This is a genomic window from Leclercia sp. GLN_9, from assembly GCF_043105735.1.
In the GTDB taxonomy this organism is placed as follows: domain Bacteria; phylum Pseudomonadota; class Gammaproteobacteria; order Enterobacterales; family Enterobacteriaceae; genus Enterobacter; species Enterobacter adecarboxylatus.
The window spans coordinates 436,474-456,515 of record NZ_JBICLV010000004.1 but is presented as its reverse complement, the minus strand read 5'-3'; the positions used below and the strand labels follow the sequence as shown (position 1 = coordinate 456,515).

Annotated in this window: 22 protein-coding genes; 14 read left to right on the top strand and 8 right to left on the bottom strand. The window is 49.1% G+C overall.

The window, feature by feature from the left end; translation table 11 throughout:
• Nucleotides 1–56: 56 nt before the first annotated feature.
• A complete protein-coding gene (locus ACF8PE_RS02290; protein WP_200142793.1) occupies nt 57–320 on the top strand; it encodes a hypothetical protein in 264 nt (87 codons plus the stop codon).
• Between the two features lie 36 nt (nt 321–356).
• Here ACF8PE_RS02290 and yncL read toward each other — a convergent pair whose 3' ends face one another.
• Entirely contained in the window at nt 357–449 is a 93-nt protein-coding gene (gene yncL / locus ACF8PE_RS02285) for a stress response membrane protein YncL (protein WP_071886459.1), read from the bottom strand.
• Nucleotides 450–811: 362 nt separating this feature from the next.
• Between yncL and ACF8PE_RS02280 the strand changes: the two genes are divergently transcribed.
• Entirely contained in the window at nt 812–1,060 is a 249-nt protein-coding gene (locus ACF8PE_RS02280; protein WP_032617669.1) for a GlsB/YeaQ/YmgE family stress response membrane protein, read from the top strand.
• 127 nt (nt 1,061–1,187) lie between these two features.
• Here ACF8PE_RS02280 and ACF8PE_RS02275 read toward each other — a convergent pair whose 3' ends face one another.
• Both ACF8PE_RS02275 and ACF8PE_RS02270 read right to left on the bottom strand, forming a co-directional pair.
• Nucleotides 1,188–1,286, bottom strand: coding sequence for a YoaK family small membrane protein (locus tag ACF8PE_RS02275; RefSeq protein ID WP_032617670.1), 99 nt, complete (start codon nt 1,284–1,286; stop codon nt 1,188–1,190).
• Nucleotides 1,287–1,330: 44 nt separating this feature from the next.
• Nucleotides 1,331–2,359: a sensor domain-containing diguanylate cyclase gene (locus ACF8PE_RS02270; RefSeq protein WP_148569006.1), complete on the bottom strand. Its 1,029-nt coding sequence runs from the start codon at nt 2,357–2,359 to the stop codon at nt 1,331–1,333.
• Between the two features lie 354 nt (nt 2,360–2,713).
• Here ACF8PE_RS02270 and ACF8PE_RS02265 point away from each other — a divergent pair, with 354 nt between their 5' ends.
• A complete protein-coding gene (locus ACF8PE_RS02265; RefSeq protein WP_032617672.1) occupies nt 2,714–3,019 on the top strand; it encodes a hypothetical protein in 306 nt (101 codons plus the stop codon).
• A 1-nt stretch (nt 3,020) separates the two neighbouring features.
• Here ACF8PE_RS02265 and ACF8PE_RS02260 read toward each other — a convergent pair whose 3' ends face one another.
• Nucleotides 3,021–3,365, bottom strand: coding sequence for a DUF488 domain-containing protein (locus tag ACF8PE_RS02260; RefSeq protein ID WP_059308206.1), 345 nt, complete (start codon nt 3,363–3,365; stop codon nt 3,021–3,023).
• Nucleotides 3,366–3,503: 138 nt separating this feature from the next.
• Between ACF8PE_RS02260 and ACF8PE_RS02255 the strand changes: the two genes are divergently transcribed.
• Nucleotides 3,504–4,214 carry a CTP synthase gene (locus ACF8PE_RS02255; RefSeq protein ID WP_392494457.1) on the top strand — a complete coding sequence of 237 codons (711 nt, stop codon included), beginning with the start codon at nt 3,504–3,506 and terminating at the stop codon, nt 4,212–4,214.
• Nucleotides 4,215–4,222: 8 nt separating this feature from the next.
• Here the strand turns inward: ACF8PE_RS02255 and ACF8PE_RS02250 are convergent, their stop codons facing one another.
• Nucleotides 4,223–5,410, bottom strand: coding sequence for a CynX/NimT family MFS transporter (locus ACF8PE_RS02250; RefSeq protein WP_077226411.1), 1,188 nt, complete (start codon nt 5,408–5,410; stop codon nt 4,223–4,225).
• Between the two features lie 99 nt (nt 5,411–5,509).
• On the opposite strand from ACF8PE_RS02250, the gene ACF8PE_RS02245 reads away from it, so the two are divergent.
• Complete coding sequence (locus tag ACF8PE_RS02245; RefSeq protein WP_077226421.1) at nt 5,510–6,298, top strand: helix-turn-helix transcriptional regulator; 789 nt, start codon at nt 5,510–5,512, stop codon at nt 6,296–6,298.
• Here the strand turns inward: ACF8PE_RS02245 and ACF8PE_RS02240 are convergent.
• Complete coding sequence (locus ACF8PE_RS02240; protein ID WP_032617676.1) at nt 6,282–6,728, bottom strand: DUF441 domain-containing protein; 447 nt, start codon at nt 6,726–6,728, stop codon at nt 6,282–6,284. The genes ACF8PE_RS02245 and ACF8PE_RS02240 overlap by 17 nt on opposite strands.
• A gap of 347 nt (nt 6,729–7,075) precedes the next feature.
• Here ACF8PE_RS02240 and ACF8PE_RS02235 point away from each other — a divergent pair, with 347 nt between their 5' ends.
• Together ACF8PE_RS02235 and ACF8PE_RS02230 are read left to right on the top strand one after the other, a co-directional pair.
• The gene (locus ACF8PE_RS02235; protein WP_392494455.1) at nt 7,076–7,972 is read left to right on the top strand and encodes a diguanylate cyclase; all 897 of its coding nucleotides are present in this window, start codon (nt 7,076–7,078) and stop codon (nt 7,970–7,972) included.
• A 248-nt stretch (nt 7,973–8,220) separates the two neighbouring features.
• Nucleotides 8,221–10,257 carry a TonB-dependent copper receptor gene (locus ACF8PE_RS02230; RefSeq protein ID WP_392494453.1) on the top strand — a complete coding sequence of 679 codons (2,037 nt, stop codon included), beginning with the start codon at nt 8,221–8,223 and terminating at the stop codon, nt 10,255–10,257.
• A gap of 39 nt (nt 10,258–10,296) precedes the next feature.
• On the opposite strand, the gene ACF8PE_RS02225 is transcribed toward ACF8PE_RS02230, so the two are convergent.
• Complete coding sequence (locus ACF8PE_RS02225) at nt 10,297–11,583, bottom strand: YeaH/YhbH family protein (protein WP_032617680.1); 1,287 nt, start codon at nt 11,581–11,583, stop codon at nt 10,297–10,299.
• A 125-nt stretch (nt 11,584–11,708) separates the two neighbouring features.
• Nucleotides 11,709–13,643: a protein kinase YeaG gene (gene yeaG / locus ACF8PE_RS02220; protein ID WP_032617681.1), complete on the bottom strand. Its 1,935-nt coding sequence runs from the start codon at nt 13,641–13,643 to the stop codon at nt 11,709–11,711.
• A 79-nt stretch (nt 13,644–13,722) separates the two neighbouring features.
• Between yeaG and ACF8PE_RS02215 the strand changes: the two genes are divergently transcribed.
• From ACF8PE_RS02215 to ACF8PE_RS02185, 7 genes are all read left to right on the top strand, one after another.
• Complete coding sequence (locus tag ACF8PE_RS02215; protein WP_392494451.1) at nt 13,723–15,663, top strand: recombinase family protein; 1,941 nt, start codon at nt 13,723–13,725, stop codon at nt 15,661–15,663.
• Nucleotides 15,664–15,989: 326 nt separating this feature from the next.
• The gene (locus ACF8PE_RS02210; RefSeq protein WP_392494449.1) at nt 15,990–16,364 is read left to right on the top strand and encodes a hypothetical protein; all 375 of its coding nucleotides are present in this window, start codon (nt 15,990–15,992) and stop codon (nt 16,362–16,364) included.
• 375 nt (nt 16,365–16,739) lie between these two features.
• Entirely contained in the window at nt 16,740–16,892 is a 153-nt protein-coding gene (locus tag ACF8PE_RS02205; RefSeq protein ID WP_392494447.1) for a hypothetical protein, read from the top strand.
• A 74-nt stretch (nt 16,893–16,966) separates the two neighbouring features.
• Nucleotides 16,967–17,428 (top strand): NUMOD4 motif-containing HNH endonuclease, encoded by a 462-nt coding sequence (locus tag ACF8PE_RS02200; RefSeq protein WP_392494446.1) that lies wholly within the window; start codon nt 16,967–16,969, stop codon nt 17,426–17,428.
• 60 nt (nt 17,429–17,488) lie between these two features.
• Nucleotides 17,489–17,962 (top strand): hypothetical protein, encoded by a 474-nt coding sequence (locus ACF8PE_RS02195; RefSeq protein ID WP_392494444.1) that lies wholly within the window; start codon nt 17,489–17,491, stop codon nt 17,960–17,962.
• Nucleotides 17,963–18,929: 967 nt separating this feature from the next.
• Nucleotides 18,930–19,130, top strand: a complete 201-nt coding sequence (locus tag ACF8PE_RS02190) for a hypothetical protein (protein ID WP_392494442.1) — start codon at nt 18,930–18,932, stop codon at nt 19,128–19,130.
• 197 nt (nt 19,131–19,327) lie between these two features.
• A complete protein-coding gene (locus tag ACF8PE_RS02185; protein WP_392494441.1) occupies nt 19,328–20,005 on the top strand; it encodes a hypothetical protein in 678 nt (225 codons plus the stop codon).
• The last annotated feature ends 37 nt before the right edge of the window (nt 20,006–20,042 follow it).

Here is a 20,042-nt window from a genome sequence, read left to right as displayed (position 1 = left end):
CAACAGGCTTCCGTTTTTTTATAGGCACTATGATGAAAGACCATGGAGGAGAGACCATGATTGACGAAGCATGGCTTCAACGATTGCGTGCAGGGGAAGTCTCCACGCTGACACCAGCGACGCTGGCGGAACTTGCCGCCGAGCTGCTCTCCTTGCGCCAGGAGAACGCCCGGCTGAAACAGCGGTTAGCGACCGAAGTGAAACTCCCCTATACCAGCGCCAGCTCAGTGTGCGATATCGAAGCGGGCTACGCCGCAGGCGTCACGGACTGCAAAGAGGCGATACGCCGGGCCGGGTTTTTGATCGAAGGGGACGACTAGAAGGAAGTACCCGGCGGAATGCCGGGCCTGCTCACGTTAAAACCAGTTAAATTTGTCAGAAAGAATCAACAATAACGAACTGGCACAAACAAGATTAATGCAGATCACGAATCTACTGGAAACGTTCATGTCTCAACACCATTCTGGCTATGAATGAAATGTGCTGATAAGCGTAATAGTAAATAGCGGAACGATCAAATCACGCGGGCAGGGCAAAAAAAAGCCCACATAAAGTGGGCAAGAAATACTGGAAGCAATGTGAGCAATGTCGTACTGAATACCTGAGTGATTTGCTCAACTATTCAGTGTTGAGAAAGATAATGTTTCTCATTAACGATTACAACCCCAATTTTTGTGCGGAAGGCCGGTTTCTCACTTTTTTCTTAAATTTCTCTCGTGATGGGTATCACAAACTTGCAATTCTGAATCCTGTGCTAAGCTTTGTGTGTATTTGATTTGACGACAAAAACCATACAGAGAGGAAAGCAGCTATGGGAATCATATCCTGGATTATCTTTGGGCTTATCGCGGGTATTCTGGCTAAGTGGATCATGCCGGGCAAAGATGGCGGTGGATTCATCGTTACGGTCATACTGGGTATCATCGGTGCCGTCGTGGGCGGCTGGATCAGTACCCTCTTCGGTTTCGGCAGAGTTGATGGTTTCAACTTCGGCAGCTTCATGGTCGCGGTGATTGGTGCACTGGTTGTGCTGTTTATCTACCGTAAAGTCAGAAGCTAAACCGACGCTTCAGACAAAAAGACCGCCTACAGTGGCGGTCTTTTTGCATCGTTTACCACCAGCCCAGTTGGCTACCGGCGACGGCTGCGATGGCGACAATCAACATTATAATGGTTGTTTTTCTCACTTATCCCCCAGGCGCAGCGTAACCGCCGACAAAAAACCACGTTAAAAAGATGACCGCCGTGATAAAAATCACGATCGGGAACAGAATACCAAGCCGCATGCTACCACCTGTCCTGAAATGCAAAACCCGTCAAGTGTACGGGGTTAATCAATATTGAGAAAGGGCGTTTTGAGTTTGCCTTTCTTATCGCTGTACATGGCGGCATCGGCTGCCCGCAGCGCGCTGTCGGCATCTATTTCGGCAGGATCCACCTCAATTACCCCCAGGCTGGCGCCCGGATAGATAAGATGCAGATCTCCTAGCCAGTACTCACCGGCAATTTGCGCGCTCAGCTGCGTTCTCACCAGGGTTAATGAGGTCTGCTCGGCGCTCTGCCGATCCTGACTCAGGCAGGCCACCAGAAACTCGTCGCCGCCGAGTCTGCCCACGATATCATCGTCGCCGCGTCCATCATTCAGACGCTTGCCCACCTCAACCAGAAACCGATCGCCCGCCTCATGACCAAAGCGATCGTTAATCAACTTAAAATCATCCAGATCGATGTAGGCGATGATGGCGTTGCGGTTCAGATGGCGCGCCAGCGAGAAGAGGGTAGTGAGGTTCTCGAAGATGGCGCGGCGGTTCGGCAGGCCGGTCAGGGCATCGGTATAGGAGTAAGCGATCAGCGCGGCGTTGGCTTCGCGCAGCTGCCTGACCAGCGACTCCTTCTCGATGTACTGCGCGATAAGTCCGGCGAAAAGCTTTAAGACGTGCTCGCCGCGTTCGCTCAGTTGATGCTTGCTGGAACTGGCGGCGCACAGGGTGCCGTACAGGGTACCATCCGTCAGATGAATGGGTATGCTCATGTAGGTAGTGATGCCCAGCGCATGCGCTGCATCACAGTCGTCCCAGTGTTCGGCCACGTTATTGCTGAAGAAACAGTTGGAATCGATCGCCCGCTTACACAGGGTCTCGCCCCAGGGAACGCTCAGCCCCTCCGGGATCTCCATCTTTTTGCTGTTTCGGGCATACAGAATATGCTGCAGGCGGGCATTGATATCGATTTTGGTAAGGTAGGTCGACTCCATGTCGGTGACCACTTCAAGCATTTCGAGCAACTGACGCACCAGGCTCTCAAGCGATTGCTCAGTGCTGAGCGTTTCTGAAACACGGGCAAGAATAATATCCGACATGACGCTGCACAACTCCCCTACAGAAGACCTCTGTACCTGTCTGTATTGCTGAAAGATTCGACTGCGGGTAGTAGAACACGATTTAACAACATTTCATATATTCAGGCGTGGAACAGCAAATTCTGGCGGGTAAAAAAAAGCCCCGGCACGGGCCGGGGAAATACATCTTGATTACGGAATGATGTTCTCTGGTCAAGGTGAGAACAGCACCATTCTGGCATTGAAACATGGTCTCATGATGAAGAAATAATGGAGAAAGGATCACCCCTTCACCCTGGTGACACGGCGTTTTGGCTGAGATACACTTCGCACTAAGATTATTCCTATGTATTCAGCAGCCAATTACGAGGACATATGTTTCAGTTAAACCCGGGCAGCCTGGCGATGATTATCGGTGCCCGCACGCCAGCTGGGCGTCGCAATATCGGAAAATCCGTTGAGTTATTCAGCCTCTGCCAGCCGGGGCAGCGTTTTCTGAACCCCGTCAACGGGATCGTGACAGAACTGCCGCCAGGCGCAGAGCGGGCCTTGTGGCTGGTAACCGGGGATGTGTTTTCGTTTGATAACCAGCTGGGCTTTGCGTTTGTTCGCCCTGAACATCTGATGCCGCTCACGCCTGAAGAGGCGCCAGAAACCCTCGACGCCTTGATGCTGGATTGATTCAAAGCTGACGCAGCCAGTCGGCTAACACCTGCGCGTGATTCTGCTGCCGGTCTTTCGCTCCATACAGCAGCGTCACGGTCTGTTCGTCTGCAAGGCGGGCAATGCGCCGTCCTTCATCCTGATGCAGAACAAGCTCCTGACGATAGGCCTCGCTGAAGCTGGCAAAGTCTATCGTCTCGCTGTGAAACGCTTTGCGCAAATCGCTGGAGGGGGCCAGAGTCTTACACCACTCGTCGCAGGATAACGCCTCCTTTTTTACCCCCCGCGGCCAGAGCCGGTCCACCAGGATCCGGTAGCCATCCTCTTGAGTGGCCTCGTCATACAGTCGTTTACATGTAATCATTTTCCCGCTCCTTTTCCTGTCGCTGTAACGCTAAGCTATTTCCGCCCACTTATTTTAAGGTGTTGTGATATCAACGGAAGATCGGTAGTCTGAGGCGCCTTATGTTACTTGATATTTGTCTGGCATAAGGATCTCTCTATGGAACTCTCCGCGGTAAAAAATACCCTCCGAATTGCGCTGGTTGGCGACTACAATCCTGACGTGCTGGCTCACCAGGCGATCCCGCTGGCCATTGATGATGCCGCAGCGGTGCTGGAGATCACGGCCGACTACGACTGGCTGGCAACCACCGAATTAACCAGCCCGGAAGATCTGGTGGGCTACGACGCTATCTGGCTGGTTCCGGCAAGCCCCTATAAAAATGCTGCAGGCGCGTTTATTGCGGCACGCTATGCCCGCGAAAACAGCGTGCCGTTTCTCGGCACCTGCGGTGGCTTCCAGCATGCATTAATTGAGTATGCCCGTAATACCCTGGGCTGGCAGGATGCGGCGCACGCGGAGATCGATACCGAAGGCCGCATGGTGATTGCCCCGCTGACCTGCTCGCTGGTCGAAGTCAGCGACGCTATTGAATTGCGCGCCAACACCCTGATTGCCAGAGCCTATGGTCAGGAAGAGATCGAAGAGGGTTATCACTGCAATTACGGCGTCTCGCCTGAGTTCGCGCAGGCGCTGGAGAAGGGCGATATGCGCGTCACCGGCTGGGACGCGCAGGGTGAGATCCGCGCCGTAGAGCTGGTGACGCACCCGTTCTTTGTCGCCACACTGTTCCAGCATGAACGTGCTGCGCTGGCGGGCCGACCAGCCCCGCTGGTGCAGGCTCTGCTTCGCGCCGCACAGAAGTACTAAAAGCTGGCTTAGCCGGAGGTGATCTCCCGATCGCGTCCGGCAAGGATCCCACAGATGGCCATTACCACTGATACCAGTCCACAGGCCAGCAGCGGGATGCGCCAGTCACCGTTGGCATCGTGGATTTTGCCCATCAGCGGCGGCCCACAGGCGGCCAGCAGGTAGCCCACCGATTGCGCCATCCCGGAAAGGGCCGCGGCCTGATGTGCCGAGCTGGCGCGCAGGCCAATAAAGGTCAGGCCGAGGATCATCGTGGCCCCGGATCCGAAGCCAAAAATTAGCGTCCACATCACCGCCAGATCCGGCATAAACCACAGCCCCGCACTGCTCACCGCACACATCAGCGCCGAGAGTCCGGCTACGCCACGTTGATCCTTCAGCCGAAGCAGGATCAGCGGCACCACAATGCCCGGCGCAGCGGTTGCCAGCTGCAGCAACCCGTGCAGGGAACCGGCTTCGGTCTCGCTGTAACCATGGCTTTGCAGGATCGCCGGCAGCCAGCCAATAATCACGTAGTAAATCAGCGAGTTGATCCCCAGAAACAGCGTCACCTGCCAGGCCAGCGTCGAGCGCCAGATGCCCCGGCTTTGCAGCGCACGCGAGCCGCTCAGCGATCCGGCAGGGCGCTGGCGCCACTGCGGTAGCCACAGGAGCAACGCCAGTAGAGGGAATACCATCAGCATTAACAGCGCACCGTGCCAGCCTGCGCCGCTCAGGGCAACCGGCACCACCAGCGCCGAACCAAGCGCCGCGGCTGCCCCCATCGTCAGGGAGTACGCCCCGGTCAGTTTCGCCACCTGGCCGGGGAAATCACGCTTGATCAGCCCCGGCAGCAGCACGTTACCCAGGGCTATCCCGCAGCCAATCACCGCGGTGCCGCCAAACAGCAGCGCGGCAGAGGGGAGGGAACGCAGGGCGATCCCGGCGATGATCAGCAGCAGGGCGATCATCAGGCTGCGCTCCATACCGATGCGGCGGGCAAGACCGGCCGCCAGCGGCGAGATCAACGCAAAGGCCAGCAGCGGGAGCGTAGTAAGCAGCCCCGTCTGGGCAGTGGTCAGGGCATAATCAGTGCGGATGGCATCCAGCAGCGGTGCAGCACCGGTAAAGGTCACCCGCAGCGAGGTGGCAATCAGCAGGATCCCGGCAATCAGCAGCGCACGCTGTTTACCGGCAGGTGAAAGGGCAATAGTCATTGTTTTCTCTTACATCGAAATGAATCCACAGGATACGCATTTTCAGGCCGGTTGAAATCAAGCTAAAATGACAGATTATCGCTAATATCGGACAACATGATGATAGGCCTGGGCCTTGAGGGCTACGATCCCGACAGCCAGCATGACGCCGCGGTGGCGTTTCATGTGCGCGTGGTGGCAGACGAGCAGCGCATCCCCCTGCATCAACACCGGAAAGGGCAGCTGATCCTTGCCCTGCATGGGGCGATCACCTGCGAGGTGGAAAATGCGATGTGGATGGTGCCGCCGCAGTTTGCGGTCTGGATCCCCGGGCAATTGCCGCACAGCAATAAGGCCACGCCCAGCGCCCGGCTCTGTTTTTTATTTATCGAGCCCGGAGCCGTCACCTTGCCGGATCGCTGCTGCACGCTAAAAATTTCACCGCTGGTACGGGAGCTGATTCTGACCCTGGCTGAACGCAGCCCAGGACACCATGAGCCCGCTACCCGGCGGCTGGTGGAGGTGCTGTTTGATGAACTGCCCCGTCAGCCGGAGGAGCAGCTGCAGCTGCCGGTCTCCTCGCACCCTAAAATTCGCCTGATGAGTGATACCATGGCCGCATCCCCGGCGGAATGGCAGACGCTGCACCAGTGGGCGCACCATTTCGCGATGAGTGAGCGCAATCTTGCCCGGCTGGTGGTGAGTGAAACCGGGCTTAGCTTTCGCCGCTGGCGGCATCAGCTCCAGCTGATCGTGGCTCTGCAGGGATTGATCCGCGGTCAGTCGGTGCAGCAGGTGGCCCAGGAGTTGGGTTATGACTCCACCACCGCGTTTATCACAATGTTTAAAAAGGGGCTGGGTCAGACTCCCGCGCGCTATATTGCCAGTCTGGCTACGACTTCCCGATAAACAGCGATACCAGCCCGGCGGCAATCAGCGGGCCGACCGGTACACCGCGGAACAGTGCCACCCCCAACACCGTGCCCACCAGCAGGCCGGCCACCAGCGTAGGCTGGGAACTCATCAGCGTGACGCCGCGCCCGCCCAGCCATGACACAAACACACCTACGGCGATGGCAATTAACGATTTCCAGTTCATAAAGGCGTGGATCAGCGTGGAGGCCGGCAGGGTGCCGCTGGCAATCGGTGCCATCACGCCGATGGTGAGGATAATAATCCCGACGGTCAGGCCTTGCTTTTCGATCCACGGGAAAAAACTGCTAAGGGGCGTTACGCGGACGATGATCAGCACCAGGATAGAGATGGCCACCGTGGTGTTGTGGCTGACAAATCCCAGCGCCGCCAGGCCCAGAAGAATGAGCAGGGTAGGGTCAAACATATTGTATTCCTTGCCAAAATAAAAAAAGTAAGCCTGCTTACTTTACGCCCTGGCACGCCGGTAAAAAGGCTTTTCTACAAAAAAATGTCTGATTTGGGCGATTGCCTGAAGACGCTGAGCGATATGGCCTTTCCCGGCCTACGCTGCCCTTAATCCTCTAGCTCCCTTAAACCTCGTTTATCTCTTAAACCGTTTAAACCGTGAAAGCCCGTTGACAGATAATTGGAAACAATCATTCCATATCTTTATTAGTAGGCTGCTATATAATGTTTTCATTCGCTGACATTTTTTGAGATTTAATCAATTATGATTTTGGTTGTTATTAATTTATTGTCATGGAGGGTTCTGTGAACAGAAAGTTTAAAGAAATTGATGATACTGTTCGCAGTTTGAATCAATCCACAGATGCGCACTTTAGATGGTTAGTAAAAATATTACGATTTATCGACAGTCGTAATGTCGATTTACCTGAGATAAGCAGTGACGAAGCCCACCTGCATTGCGAGTTTGGCCACTGGCTGAATACCCGTTTACTGGAAGAGCGGGAAGACACTAATTTTTTACTGGATATTAACAAAAAACATATTCACGTTCATCAGGCGTGCCGTAATCTTATTTCCGCCATTGAACAGCATCGTCAGACCAATGACGTTTTTAACCTTTTCGAAGAATCCTTGCTGGCGTTTACCGAAGCCCTTACCCACTATAAAGTTCACCTGCTGCAGCTGCGTACCAGTTATGATGCGCTAACCGGCCTGCCGCTGCGACGCATTCTCGATGAGTCCTTCGCCAGCATGAATAAAGAGTTGGGCGCGGATGGCCTCTATTTATTATTACTGGATATCGATCACTTTAAGAAAGTGAATGATAATTACGGCCATCTTAACGGGGATATTGTTCTGCGTTCGCTGGCCCTGAATATCAGCAATAATATTCGGCGCTCTGAATCGATGTATCGCTATGGAGGTGAAGAGTTTATTGTTGTTCTGCATGCCAGCAACGATCAGGATGCGGTGGCCATTGCCGAACGCCTGCGCCGTGACATTGCCCGGCTTGAAACTATCGCCGGGGAACATCTCATTCGTGTTACCTTCACCGGCGGATTAACGCGCATTCATAAAGGAGAGTCCCTCCGGGAAGTGCTGGAGCGGGCAGATATTGCGTTATATACCGGCAAGAAAATCGGCCGAAATTGTTCCCAACTGATTAACCGGCAATTGCAAACGCAAAAGTTTTGCGATTAGAGAAAATAAGCCAGTTAGAAGTTAACTGGCTTAATTATGGCGACAGGGCGTGAGTTGCGCCCATATCATCATTCTTAAAATTTCAACTGTTTCTGCTCCTCTTATTCTCTTCATCCAGCGTTGTTCCCTCCCGCTTCGCCCGGCAATATTTTGACCCTGATTTACGTGCCTGCTCGTCACCTGCTTTCGTTAGCGAAAGGATTCACTTTACGGCGGTACTCCACGAAACCCCTTGCTCAGGCTCAGAAATGAAAAAAGTACGCTTTGCTCCCCATCCGCTGGCCCTGTCGTTGCTGATGACGATCTCCGGCTCCGCGATGGCGACAGAACCTACCAGCGCGCCCGTAGACGATCAGGATGTGATCACCGTGACGGCACCCGTGCTCTCTCCGCTTAACGTGGTGACCTCACCGAAAACGCCGCGGCAGCCCGTACCGGCCAGCGATGGCTCCGATTACCTGAAAACCATTCCCGGCTTCAGTCAGATCCGTAACGGCGGCAGCAACGGCGATCCGGTGTTTCGTGGCATGTTCGGCTCGCGTTTGCGCCTGCTGACCAACGACAGCGAGATGCTCGGTGCCTGTCCGTCGCGGATGGATGCGCCAAGCTCATACATCTCGCCGGAAAGCTACGATCTCCTGACGGTGACCAAAGGGCCGGAAACCGTACTCTGGGGGCCGGGCAACTCTGCCGGGACGGTGCGCTTCGAGCGTGAGCCGCCGCGCTTTGACAGCGCGGGCGTTAAGGGCGATGCCAGCTTCCTTGCTGCCTCAAACGATCGTTTCGATGAGAATGCCGACGTCAGCTTTGGTAACGATCAGAGCTATGTGCGTCTGAATGGGAATAAATCGAAGTCAGGTGATTACAAAGACGGCAACGGCGATCGCGTGGCCTCGAAGTGGGACAAGTGGAACACCGATCTCGCCATCGGCTGGACGCCGGATGCCGACACGCTGCTGGAGCTGTCCGCCGGGCAGGGCAATGGCGACGCCAGCTACGCCGGGCGTGGTATGGACGGCTCCCAGTTCAAGCGGGAAAGTCTGGGCCTGCGCTTTAAGAAAGAGAATATCGGTAAAGTCTTCGACTCGCTGGATGCGAGCATCTACTACAACTATGCCAACCACATCATGGATAACTACTCCATGCGCTCTCCTGGCACCCCGGATCCTGACGCCATGAACGGGATGCCGATGGGGTCGATGGACATGTCAATGCCGATGGAGAAACAGGTCGATCGCCGTACCGTCGGCGGCAGGATAATGGGCACCTGGCTGTGGTCAGATTTCCAGCTGCAGAGCGGGGTGGACATGCAAACCAACACCCACCGCAGTAACGACGATGACGAGGACAAAGGCTGGCAGGAAGATGCCCGCTTCCACGATTACGGTACATTTGGCGAGCTGACGTGGAATGCGACCGAGTTAAGCAAAGTGATCGGGGGCGCGCGTCTCGATAAGGTCGAGGTGGATAACTACACCGGCATCGGCAGCGACAGCCGGCAAGATATCCTCCCGGCGGGCTTTCTGCGCGTGGAGCATAATCTGGGCACCATGCCGGGCATGGTCTACGCCGGGCTGGGCTATACCGAACGTTTCCCGGATTACTGGGAACTGTTTTCACCCACCTACGGGCCAGATGGTACGTCGGACGTGTTTGATCATCTGAAACCGGAGAAAACCACCCAGCTCGATATCGGTGCCCAGTACAAAGGCGAGCGCACCACCGGCTGGATCTCGGCCTACGTCGGGCGCATCAACGACTATATCCTGTTTATTTACGACCCGGACGATAGCCACGTCAGCCAGGCCGACAACGTGGATGCCACCATCATGGGCGGCGAGATGGGGGCTACGTATAAGCTGAGCGACCAGTGGAAAACCGACGCGACCCTTAACTACTCCTGGGGCCAGAACACCGACGATCACCAGCCACTTCCGCAAATGCCGCCGCTGGAAGCGCGTCTTGGCCTGACGTGGGAGAAGGGCGACTGGAGTTCTACCGGGCTGCTGCGTATGGTCAGCCCGCAACATCGGGTTGCGATGAACGAAGGTAACGTGGTCGGGAAAGATTTCGATCAGAGCGCCGGGTTTGCGATCCTCTCAGCCAACGCATCCTGGAAGGTGAATCAGTACCTGAAGTTGAGTAGCGGGGTGGATAACCTGTTGGATAAGGACTACAGCGAACATCTAAACCTGGCGGGGAACAGCAGCTTTGGTTACTCCTCTGATACCCCGGTGAATGAGCCTGGCCGCACCGTCTGGGCGAAAATGAACGTCACCTTCTGAGGCTAACGTAACACCGCCGGTCAGTGACCGGCGGTGGAGTTAACTGTTGCTGGTGGCCGATTGCTTATGGAACAGCTCCCGGAAGACCGGGTAGATGTCGTCCTGATCGCGAATGTGCTGCATCGCGAAGTTATCGAACATCGCTTGCAGATGCTCGTACTCACGCCACAGCGTCTGGTGGGCGCGGCGGGTGATCTCGATATAACTGTAGTAGCGCACCACCGGCAGCAGTTTTTTCGCCAGAATTTCATGGCACAGCGGCGAATCATCTGCCCAGTTGTCACCATCTGATGCCTGGGCTGCATAGATGTTCCACTGCGCCGGGTCGTAACGCTCCTTCACCACCTCATCCATCAGCTTCAGGGCGCTGGACACGATAGTCCCCCCCGTCTCCTGGGAGTAGAAGAACTCATGTTCATCCACCTCTTTCGCCTGGGTGTGGTGGCGAATATAGACCACTTCCACGTTCTTATAGGTTCGGCTCAGGAACAGATAGAGCAGAATATAAAAGCGTTTGGCCATATCCTTGGTGGCCTGATCCATCGAGCCGGAAACGTCCATCAGGCAGAACATCACCGCCTGGCTTGAGGGTTCGGCACGTTTTTCGTAATTCTTGTAACGCAGGTCAAAGGTGTCGATGAAAGGCACGCGCTCAATTTTGGCGCGCAGTTCGGCTATCTCTTTACGCAAACGCTCCTCTTCGAGCAGCTGCGCCGGCTCGCTGTTCTCCACGCTATCCAGATCGGCTTCCAGCTCGCGAAGCTGACGCCGTTTGCCCGCCGTCATGGCGGTACGCCGCGCCAGGGAGTTCTGCAATGAACGCACCACGCTGATGTTGGCCGGTACGCCGTTGGCGGTATAGCCAGCCCGATGCGTTTTATATTCATTCAACTGACGGTGCTGATTCTTCTTCAGATTCGGCAGGGCCAAATCTTCAAACAGCAGATCCAGATACTCATCCTTGGAGATCTGAAACACAAATTCGTCCTGACCTTCCCCGTCCGGGCTGGCCTGGCCCTGACCACTGCCGCCGCCACCGCCGCCGCCACCTTGCGGGCGTTCGATACGGTCGTTCTGAATGAAATGGTCGTTACCGGGATGAACGCGATGGCGCAAACCGCCGCGTCCCTGATGAAACATCGGTTCGCTAATGTCGTCCGTTGGAATGGAAACGGACTCCCCACTGTCTACGTCGGTTACCGAACGCTTGTTAATGGCCTCGGAGATCGACTGTTTGATTTGCGCTTTATAACGGCGCAAGAAGCGCTGGCGGTTCACCGTGCTCTTGTTTTTGCCGTTAAGACGCCGGTCAATAAACCAGGTCATATGCCCCCCGTACTGCATTTGCCAACTTTATGCTGCGGCGCAGGGCCGGATGCGCGCTGCTTATCCGGCCTACGGTTCGCATCTTATGTAGGCCCGGCAGCAACGCGCCGCCGGGCACCGGGCTATCAGGACGATTTACGCACGCGCAGGTACCACTCGCAGAGCAGGCGAACCTGTTTGCGGGTGTAACCTTTCTCCATCATGCGGTCGACAAAATCGTCGTGCTTTTTCTGCTCGTCAGTTGAGGTTTTGGCATTAAACGAAATGACCGGCAACAGCTCCTCGGTATTGGAGAACATTTTCTTCTCAATCACGGTGCGCAGTTTTTCGTAGCTGGTCCAGTTCGGATTGCGTCCGCTGAAGTTCGCTCTGGCGCGCAGCACGAAGTTGACGATCTCATTTCGGAAGTCTTTCGGATTACTGATCCCGGCAGGCTTCTCGATTTTTTCCAGTTCCGCATTCAGTGACTCGCGGTCAAACAGTTGGCCGGTATCCGGGTCACGATACTCCTGATCCTGGATCCAGAAATCGGCATAGGTGACGTAGCGGTCAAAGATGTTCTGCCCGTACTCGGAGTAAGACTCCAGATAGGCGGTCTGGATCTCTTTGCCAATAAACTCGGCGTATTTCGGGATCAGATAGCCTTTGAGGAACTCCAGATAACGTTCAGCCTGCTCCTGCGGGAACTGCTCACGCTCAATCTGCTGTTCCAGAACGTAGAACAGGTGTACCGGGTTAGCCGCCACTTCGGTGTGATCAAAGTTGAACACGCGGGAGAGGATTTTAAACGCAAAGCGCGTGGAAAGACCGTTCATCCCTTCATCAACACCGGCGTAATCACGATACTCCTGGTAGGATTTCGCTTTCGGGTCGGTATCTTTCAGGCTTTCACCGTCATAGACGCGCATTTTCGAGTAGATGCTGGAGTTTTCTGGCTCTTTCAGGCGCGACAGGATCGAGAAGCGCGACAGCGTTTCCAGGGTTCCCGGGGCGCAAGGGGCATGAACCAGCTCACTGTGGTTCAGCAGTTTCTCGTAAATCTTGATCTCTTCGGAGATCCGCAGGCAATAAGGCACTTTGACGATGTAAACACGGTCAAGGAAGGCCTCGTTGTTCTTGTTGTTACGGAAAGTGACCCACTCCGATTCGTTGGAGTGCGCCAGAATAATACCGTTGAACGGCAGGGCGGAGATCCCCTCCGTACCGTTGTAGTTACCTTCCTGGGTTGCGGTCAGCAGAGGATGCAGCACCTTGATCGGCGCTTTAAACATCTCAACGAACTCCATAATCCCCTGGTTGGCGCGGCATAGCGCACCGGAATAGCCGTAAGCATCAGGATCGTTCTGCGCGTGGTTTTCCAGTTTACGGATGTCGACTTTACCGACCAGCGCAGAGATATCCTGGTTGTTCTCATCACCCGGTTCGGTTTTAGCAATCGCAATCTGTTCCAGAATCGACGGCCAGACTTTCACCACGCGGAATTTGGTAATGTCACCGCCAAATTCATGCAGGCGTTTCGCCGCCCACGGCGACATAATCGTGCCGAGATAGCGACGGGGAATGCCGTACTCTTTATCCAGGATTTGCGCATCTTCCTGCGGGTTAAACAGACACAGCGGATGGTCGTTGACCGGGCTGCGTTCGCCGTTGGCGCTGAGCACGTAAATGGGCACGCGCTGCATCAAGGCTTTCAGCCGCTCGGCCAGCGAGGATTTACCACCGCCGACAGGACCCAGCAGATACAGGATCTGTTTCTTCTCTTCCAGACCCTGAGCAGCGTGCTTCAGGTAGGAAACAATCTGCTCGATGGCATCTTCCATGCCGTAAAATTCTTCAAACGCAGGATATCGGGCGACGACCCGATTCGAAAACAGACGGGAAAGCCGTGGCTCCTGGGCAGTATCAACCATATTCGGCTCACCGATAGCCATCAATAGTCGTTCTGCCGCATTGGCATAGGCACTGCGATCTTGCCGACAAATGGTAAGAAACTCCTGCAGTGTGAACTCTTCGTCCTTGGCAGCTTCATAGCGCTGGCGATAGTGATCGAATATATTCATGGCATGCCGTCCTGTTGTAATCTGTGGGAACATTCAACAGCTATATGTTTTTAGCGTCACTTTCAACGGGATAATTTTTATGTACCGTCCTATTTGTTATGAGCGTGTATCGTCTTTTGATCAAGTTTTGAGTGGGTCAGGACTAGATGACCAACGTTCAATTATTGAACAGTTCTTAGACGATAACCCTGAGAATTTTACGAAAAATAGGATTTACATAACGGATGAAGGGGTGTCAGCTTTTAAAAATGCTAACATTTCAGCGGAGTCCAATCTTGGTAAATTTTTGCAGGATGTGCGAGGACGCAAGTACGGCAAAGGTGACGCACTTATCGTTACATCGCTGGACAGGTTGAGCCGAAGGTCGAGCTGGTCTGAAAACACAATCCAGTTCATCGTGACTAGCGACATAGTTATCTATGACATCAGTACAGGACTGGTGTTAAAGAAAGATGACAACTTTTCAAAGATTCTGATGGAAATCATTCTGCAACGTTCACACAACGAATCGCTGATGAAATCTGTAAGGGCAAAAGTAGCTTGGCAGAATAAGATTAACAAGGCCGTAGCCAATGGTGATGTTGTTACTAGTCGTATGCCGTTCTGGTTAGAGAACGTTGACGGTAAGTACTCAGTCATCAAAGAACAAGCGGAACTGATCGTAAATTGCTTTAACTGGTACGTTAAAGGATTGAGTACTGGTGAGATCATCAAAAAACTTAATAAACCGAAGTGGCACATGGTCACTGTTTCACGTCTCATTCGTGATCGTCGTTTGCTAGGTGAGCATAAACGATCCAATGATGAAGCAGTACCTAACGTTTACCCAATAATTGTTGATAGTGATTTATTCGTAACGGCAAACAGGATGATGGATTCAGTAATGATCCAGAAGAAAAAGCCTGCTGAAAAGATGGAGTACGTTCCAGAAGTCGTTGAGAAGATTTTCCAACTGTATGATACTGGTGTAGGTACTGGTGCAATCGTAAAACAGATACCTAGCGGGTGGAGTACTGTTAACGTTCTTAGAGTACTCAGAGACAAGGACGTTGTAGAACAAAGGATCATAGATAACCTTACATTTGAACGAGTGAATTTAAAGTTATCTAAAAATGGTGTTGCAAACCGTATTAGAAAAGATATCAAAATTGCCGCCGATGATTACATAACAAACCTGTTTCCTCGTATTCTAAAATGTGGCTGTTGTAATGGTAACATTGCCATACACTATAACCATGTTCGTGCAAAGTATGTGATATGTCGTAACCGTGAAGAAAAAAAGTCATGTAATGCAAAGTCATTTCAGTACATCAGAATTGAGGAAAACATTCTAAAGGTTGTTAAGAATGTGGATTTCCAAAAGCTAATGAATGAGGGCAGGGCGGACAAAAGCAGTATTTTAGACTCGTTACGTATCGAATTATCTTCATTGCGAGAGGAAGAAAAACTCTATCAAGAAAAGATAGCCGAACGTAAGGCCGCTGGTAAGAAAGCATCAATAGCATTCATGGAAGGCTTAACAGATGTTCAGGACAGGATTGATGAACTTGAAGATAGATTGAGTCATGAACAAGTAGAAAGTGAAATTCCTGCTTTTGATTTCAATCTTTATGATGTGTTAGATCCAACAAATGTAGAGCTTAGGGCAAAAGTTCGTAAAGAATTGAGATTAGTACTATCAAGTGTAAAATACATATTAGATGATAAACGTATTTTTATATCATTGAAATATTTTAATGAGGTTCTTTCTCATTTAATTGTTATCAATAACAAACGTTTTGGTGGTGAGGTTCTACAAGAAATATCCATTACAGAAAAGAATGGTGAAAGGATCTATGACATTAAAGAACTAGGTAAAACAGTCTTTAGAGTTGTTGTTACCATTGATGCTTATGATATGTGGACGCTTTCACTTAGTCGGGATAAAACCGTAGAGGCAGTAGGACCATACTTGGATCTACTAAAACGTGAAAATCTTGATTTGGTTGTAAATGAAGATCAGATCGAATGGATTGATTAAGTACTGAATGATTCAAAGAGCCTCGCAAATGCGGGGCTTTATCATTTGTTATACTGTAAATGTAGGGTAATGGGTTGGAGGTATAGAAAACGGTACAAGGCTTACATAGTAAAGTAACAAATTTTAGATAAAGCTTCGCACCCGGTGGGTTTGAATTTTCCGTGTAATTTAAAGCGAATCCTTTATATCATTACGGTTGTGAATGGTCAAGAAAAAATTTAAATTCCTCGATATTTTTTGTGAAAATTGTACAATAGCGTCATAAACCAAAACCAACGGAGGAGTACGACCCATGAGATGATTTTTAACTATGAGGAGTAGCAAAGATGCGTAAAAAAGAAAACAAAGATAAAAAGGAAAAGGTCAGCCTTTTTTTTCCAGCTAATTATGATATTGGACTCTCACTAAAAGAAAAGGTAGGTTTGAGGCTTTTCTCAAAGCGTGAGGATTCCAACGATGAAATTATATGTCAGTACTTTTTTTCTGACATAATTAAAGTGCAAAGTATATTTTTGCCATATTCTTCTGATATTCAAATCATTACAGAAGAATTTCCGCTATCTGAGAAAGGTTGTCAGGAATGCACACAAGCATTTAAGCACCCTATTTCAATGGAACTTGTACAAACAATACTTGAAACGAATTGTTTAGTAACAGGACTTGTGGTCTATTCAAAGCCTTTACTGAAATTAGTTAAATAGTATATCAATTTGATGGTGTTTTAAGTACTTCCAAACTAAATAATATAGTTAATAGTAATAGGGAGTACTTAAATGAATTTCTTTAAAAAATTAGCATATGAGATGGTGGGGGTTCTGCTCTACATTTTTGTGATAATCCCTTTTTTTTGCAATAGTTTGCGTAATTTTTATGTTTTTAACGTTATTGCTATTGCCTTTGAAGATTACAACGATAAATAAATGCGTAGGTTGAAAAGTGAAACGATAATATGAAATATGGTATAATATAGATAAATCCCTATCACATATAATTTAATTCCCATAAAAAACTCCCAATGATCTGGGTGTTTTTTTGCGTTCAAAAATGAAGAAAAAGAATTCCACAGAGGAAATGTTATGAAAGAAACGAAGAAACTATCAGTTAGTACTAAATTAAATGAAAGTCAGGTAGAGCTACTTGATAAGCTTATCCAGAAAGGAAAAGTTAAGACAAGGGCGGAAGCATTACAGTACTTAATAAATCAACAGCTAATTTTAGGTGAAAAATAAACGTTTGATACTGTCGTAAAAAGTATCGAGGCGTACTAACACGGAACGTTAGTACATATCATGGATGTTAGAACATGGAAGTTTGGAAAAAAACAGCTTATACAAATTATGAAGTAAGTAACTTAGGCAGAGTACGTAATACTAAAACAAGTAAAATACTAAAGGGGCATATAAACGATGGCAATGGTTATCGGACAGTATCACTCTCAACTCAAAATGGCACAGTAACAATAGAGGTACATCGATTAGTAGCAATAACATACTTAGGTTTTGAAGCTGGTAAAGTAGTACACCATTTAGATGAGAATAAATTGAATAATCAACTTATCAATTTAGAGTGGGTTACTCAGCAACAAAACGTACAGGCATCAGTAAGACCAAGAATTACTAATCCAAAACTAACGCCAGCACAGAAACAAGTTGTGAAAGAATTATATTCAAATGGTATGTCATGTATAAAAATCACGGCACATTGTAATCAACTATGGGGAAGAACAACTACAAGAGCGACGTATACACGCATTGTGAGAAACTAAAGAAGTATCGAGTACTGGTATGTGGATGCCAGTACTTTTTAAGTAAAGGAAATTATTATAATGAAAAAAAATAATGAAGAATTCAAATCTATTCAAGGTGGGTTTAGTAGCTATAAAAATGATCTTACAGTTGAAGCAAAACGTCTAATCATCAGTACAATCAGTGAAGCGATGAAAAGTAGTAACAAGCCTTATTCAGCGGCTAAAGTGTACTATGTAGTATATAACGCAAGTACTTTGAACTTTGACGGCGTGAAGTACTGGCTACAACGCTACTACGCGACGCACCGAGGCGAACCACTGCCACAGGATGCAACCATACGTAAGTATGTTACCGTAGTGAAGAAGGTAGCGAAGGTACTGGTAGAGGCACATACGCAGGGTTTAAAACTCTTCAAGTCTGCCGAGGAAGGGAAGCACTACATGAATGAAGAACAGCAGTATCAATTTAAGTCTCTGATTGATGAAGGCGTAGCAACAGAGGATCTGATGGACGCCTTAAAAAATATGATGGATAAAAACGAGAACCAATAGGTTCTTATTTGATGCGTTTGGTTCTCGTTTTGAATATTTTGAGAACCAAAAATTGCTTTAAATCTGCAATATTATGCATTTAAGTGATATTTTTATGCATAAATTATGGATTTTATGCATAAATTATACCGCCTGTGTAAAAACGAGAACTATATTAATATTAACCCATACCCATACCCATAACTTTATAAGTATATGAGACTTACATATTTCCAGTCTCAAAGAGCCTATTCGCTTTGCTCATAGTCTCTGTAAAACTCAAAATAAAATCGAAACTTGCGTTTTTGCCAGTCCCTCAAGGAACTACCAAAAGCCGCCGAGTTCCATTACTCGCTTTCGCTCAGACAGGTATCAGTACTGACAAAGGACTACTCAAAGTGATTCGTGAGTACGATGCCCGAGTCCAGCTACCCAAGTGTACACCGAGTAATAACACTTTTTAAATCACAAAACAAACGCATTGACGGTACGGTAAAACGTATCACTTTAGTGAAATTTTTATCACAAACAGGCTTTGAATTTAAGACTCCTAAGCGAGAAGTTTTCACCCGTAAGGTAGGCGTTGATATTAATACTATAGAAAAGAAAGCTGATGAGCCAGTACTAAACAAAGATAGAGTCAAGTCACTATTGGAAGTACTATAATTTTGGTAAGCACAAATCATAATTAAAGTACCAGTACTTTGAAAATCGACAGCCTTGAAGTTAGTGCTTGAAGTACTTTTTTTGATAGTTTATAATTTTAAGGCAGAGTCATTAATTAAAAAAATGACTTGACGTGCCTAATTCCCGCTTATACTATATCTTCTCACCGGGGGATTATCCCTTTTCAGGTGAAAAACTCGACTCAGTAAAAATGAACTATAGATGAGCCTCAATGGTTCAATATCTCAATGCTATGTCATTTACTAATGGCATACTTGAGTGACGGGTTAACTATATATTAAGTCTAAAAGTGGTAAATATCATGATTAATAAAATACATAATCAAAAAGAGATTGAACAGCATTATCAGAACGCTGTTAATGTATCAACAACCTCAACTAGAGAAGTAGATGGCATCAAAATTGTCAGTTTCTGGGAGGAGGATGTAGAATATATTTATGAACGTAAACCTAATGAAGATTGGAAGCGAGTACCTTTCTTGTACGAGAAGAGTGAAGAATAATTAAATAAGTTCTGCAAAACAATGGCTGAACAATATCAGCCATTGCATAATACCTAAGAATCACAATCTATGATTACTATCCAAAGTATATATAAGCAATGCTTAACTTTATATAATAGTACTAACAAATATTGAAGTTCTCAGATGGTTAGCCGATACTCGTTCTACAAACAAAACGTGAACGAGGAATTTCTACAATGTCTACACTTACAGCAAAGATTCTTTCTAAACTCAATACTACTGATTTTAACATAGGGATTCTTAGTGCTGACAATGCCGACCGGGCAGCACTGGTAAAGGTTAAACCAGAAGATATCGATACTCTGATCGACAATCTAAACCAACTCAAAACCTATGTTGCAGACCTGCAAGAACACAAGCAGGCCAACGCTCGCAAGCTACTTGAATCACTAGTAGCTGAATCATCAGAGTTCAGTACCGTTGAAGAACTGCTATCTGTACTGGGTAAAAACGTAGAAACATCAGCCTCAGCCGCTACCACAGCTACCAAAATGAATACCAATAAGTCATTCGAGGTAGTACTTACAGATTCATCTAACAACGAACGCCGTACTTTCACCATCACCAATAAGGTGCTTCCGAAGGCGTTACAGAACGATCCGGTATATCAAGCAATTATTGCTAAAAACAAAGAACTGACTGATGTTGATTTGTTCTTACGTGCATACAGCCCTACGTATGCAGAACAGTACCCAATCAATGCTAAGTTCAAGAAAGAAACGTTCTATCTGAACAGCAAAGGCCGCTTGAATGCTCAGGGTACTAAGTACTTTGAAGCATGGAAGAAAGAAAATCCAGAAGGTGATGAAAAATCCTTTAAAGAAGCAGTGACGAAAGCATATAAGAACGTATAGGAATAATTAGCCCACTGTAATAGTGGGTAGTTAACGG

Coding starts and splice junctions, on each gene's coding strand:
- ACF8PE_RS02290 (WP_200142793.1), top strand. CDS start 57: ATGATTGACGAAGCATGGCTTCAACGATTGCGTGCAGGGGAAGTCTCC.
- yncL (WP_071886459.1), bottom strand. CDS start 449: ATGAACGTTTCCAGTAGATTCGTGATCTGCATTAATCTTGTTTGTGCC.
- ACF8PE_RS02280 (WP_032617669.1), top strand. CDS start 812: ATGGGAATCATATCCTGGATTATCTTTGGGCTTATCGCGGGTATTCTG.
- ACF8PE_RS02275 (WP_032617670.1), bottom strand. CDS start 1,286: ATGCGGCTTGGTATTCTGTTCCCGATCGTGATTTTTATCACGGCGGTC.
- ACF8PE_RS02270 (WP_148569006.1), bottom strand. CDS start 2,359: ATGTCGGATATTATTCTTGCCCGTGTTTCAGAAACGCTCAGCACTGAG.
- ACF8PE_RS02265 (WP_032617672.1), top strand. CDS start 2,714: ATGTTTCAGTTAAACCCGGGCAGCCTGGCGATGATTATCGGTGCCCGC.
- ACF8PE_RS02260 (WP_059308206.1), bottom strand. CDS start 3,365: ATGATTACATGTAAACGACTGTATGACGAGGCCACTCAAGAGGATGGC.
- ACF8PE_RS02255 (WP_392494457.1), top strand. CDS start 3,504: ATGGAACTCTCCGCGGTAAAAAATACCCTCCGAATTGCGCTGGTTGGC.
- ACF8PE_RS02250 (WP_077226411.1), bottom strand. CDS start 5,410: ATGACTATTGCCCTTTCACCTGCCGGTAAACAGCGTGCGCTGCTGATT.
- ACF8PE_RS02245 (WP_077226421.1), top strand. CDS start 5,510: ATGATAGGCCTGGGCCTTGAGGGCTACGATCCCGACAGCCAGCATGAC.
- ACF8PE_RS02240 (WP_032617676.1), bottom strand. CDS start 6,728: ATGTTTGACCCTACCCTGCTCATTCTTCTGGGCCTGGCGGCGCTGGGA.
- ACF8PE_RS02230 (WP_392494453.1), top strand. CDS start 8,221: ATGAAAAAAGTACGCTTTGCTCCCCATCCGCTGGCCCTGTCGTTGCTG.
- ACF8PE_RS02225 (WP_032617680.1), bottom strand. CDS start 11,583: ATGACCTGGTTTATTGACCGGCGTCTTAACGGCAAAAACAAGAGCACG.
- yeaG (WP_032617681.1), bottom strand. CDS start 13,643: ATGAATATATTCGATCACTATCGCCAGCGCTATGAAGCTGCCAAGGAC.
- ACF8PE_RS02215 (WP_392494451.1), top strand. CDS start 13,723: ATGTACCGTCCTATTTGTTATGAGCGTGTATCGTCTTTTGATCAAGTT.
- ACF8PE_RS02210 (WP_392494449.1), top strand. CDS start 15,990: ATGCGTAAAAAAGAAAACAAAGATAAAAAGGAAAAGGTCAGCCTTTTT.
- ACF8PE_RS02205 (WP_392494447.1), top strand. CDS start 16,740: ATGAAAGAAACGAAGAAACTATCAGTTAGTACTAAATTAAATGAAAGT.
- ACF8PE_RS02200 (WP_392494446.1), top strand. CDS start 16,967: ATGGAAGTTTGGAAAAAAACAGCTTATACAAATTATGAAGTAAGTAAC.
- ACF8PE_RS02195 (WP_392494444.1), top strand. CDS start 17,489: ATGAAAAAAAATAATGAAGAATTCAAATCTATTCAAGGTGGGTTTAGT.
- ACF8PE_RS02190 (WP_392494442.1), top strand. CDS start 18,930: ATGATTAATAAAATACATAATCAAAAAGAGATTGAACAGCATTATCAG.
- ACF8PE_RS02185 (WP_392494441.1), top strand. CDS start 19,328: ATGTCTACACTTACAGCAAAGATTCTTTCTAAACTCAATACTACTGAT.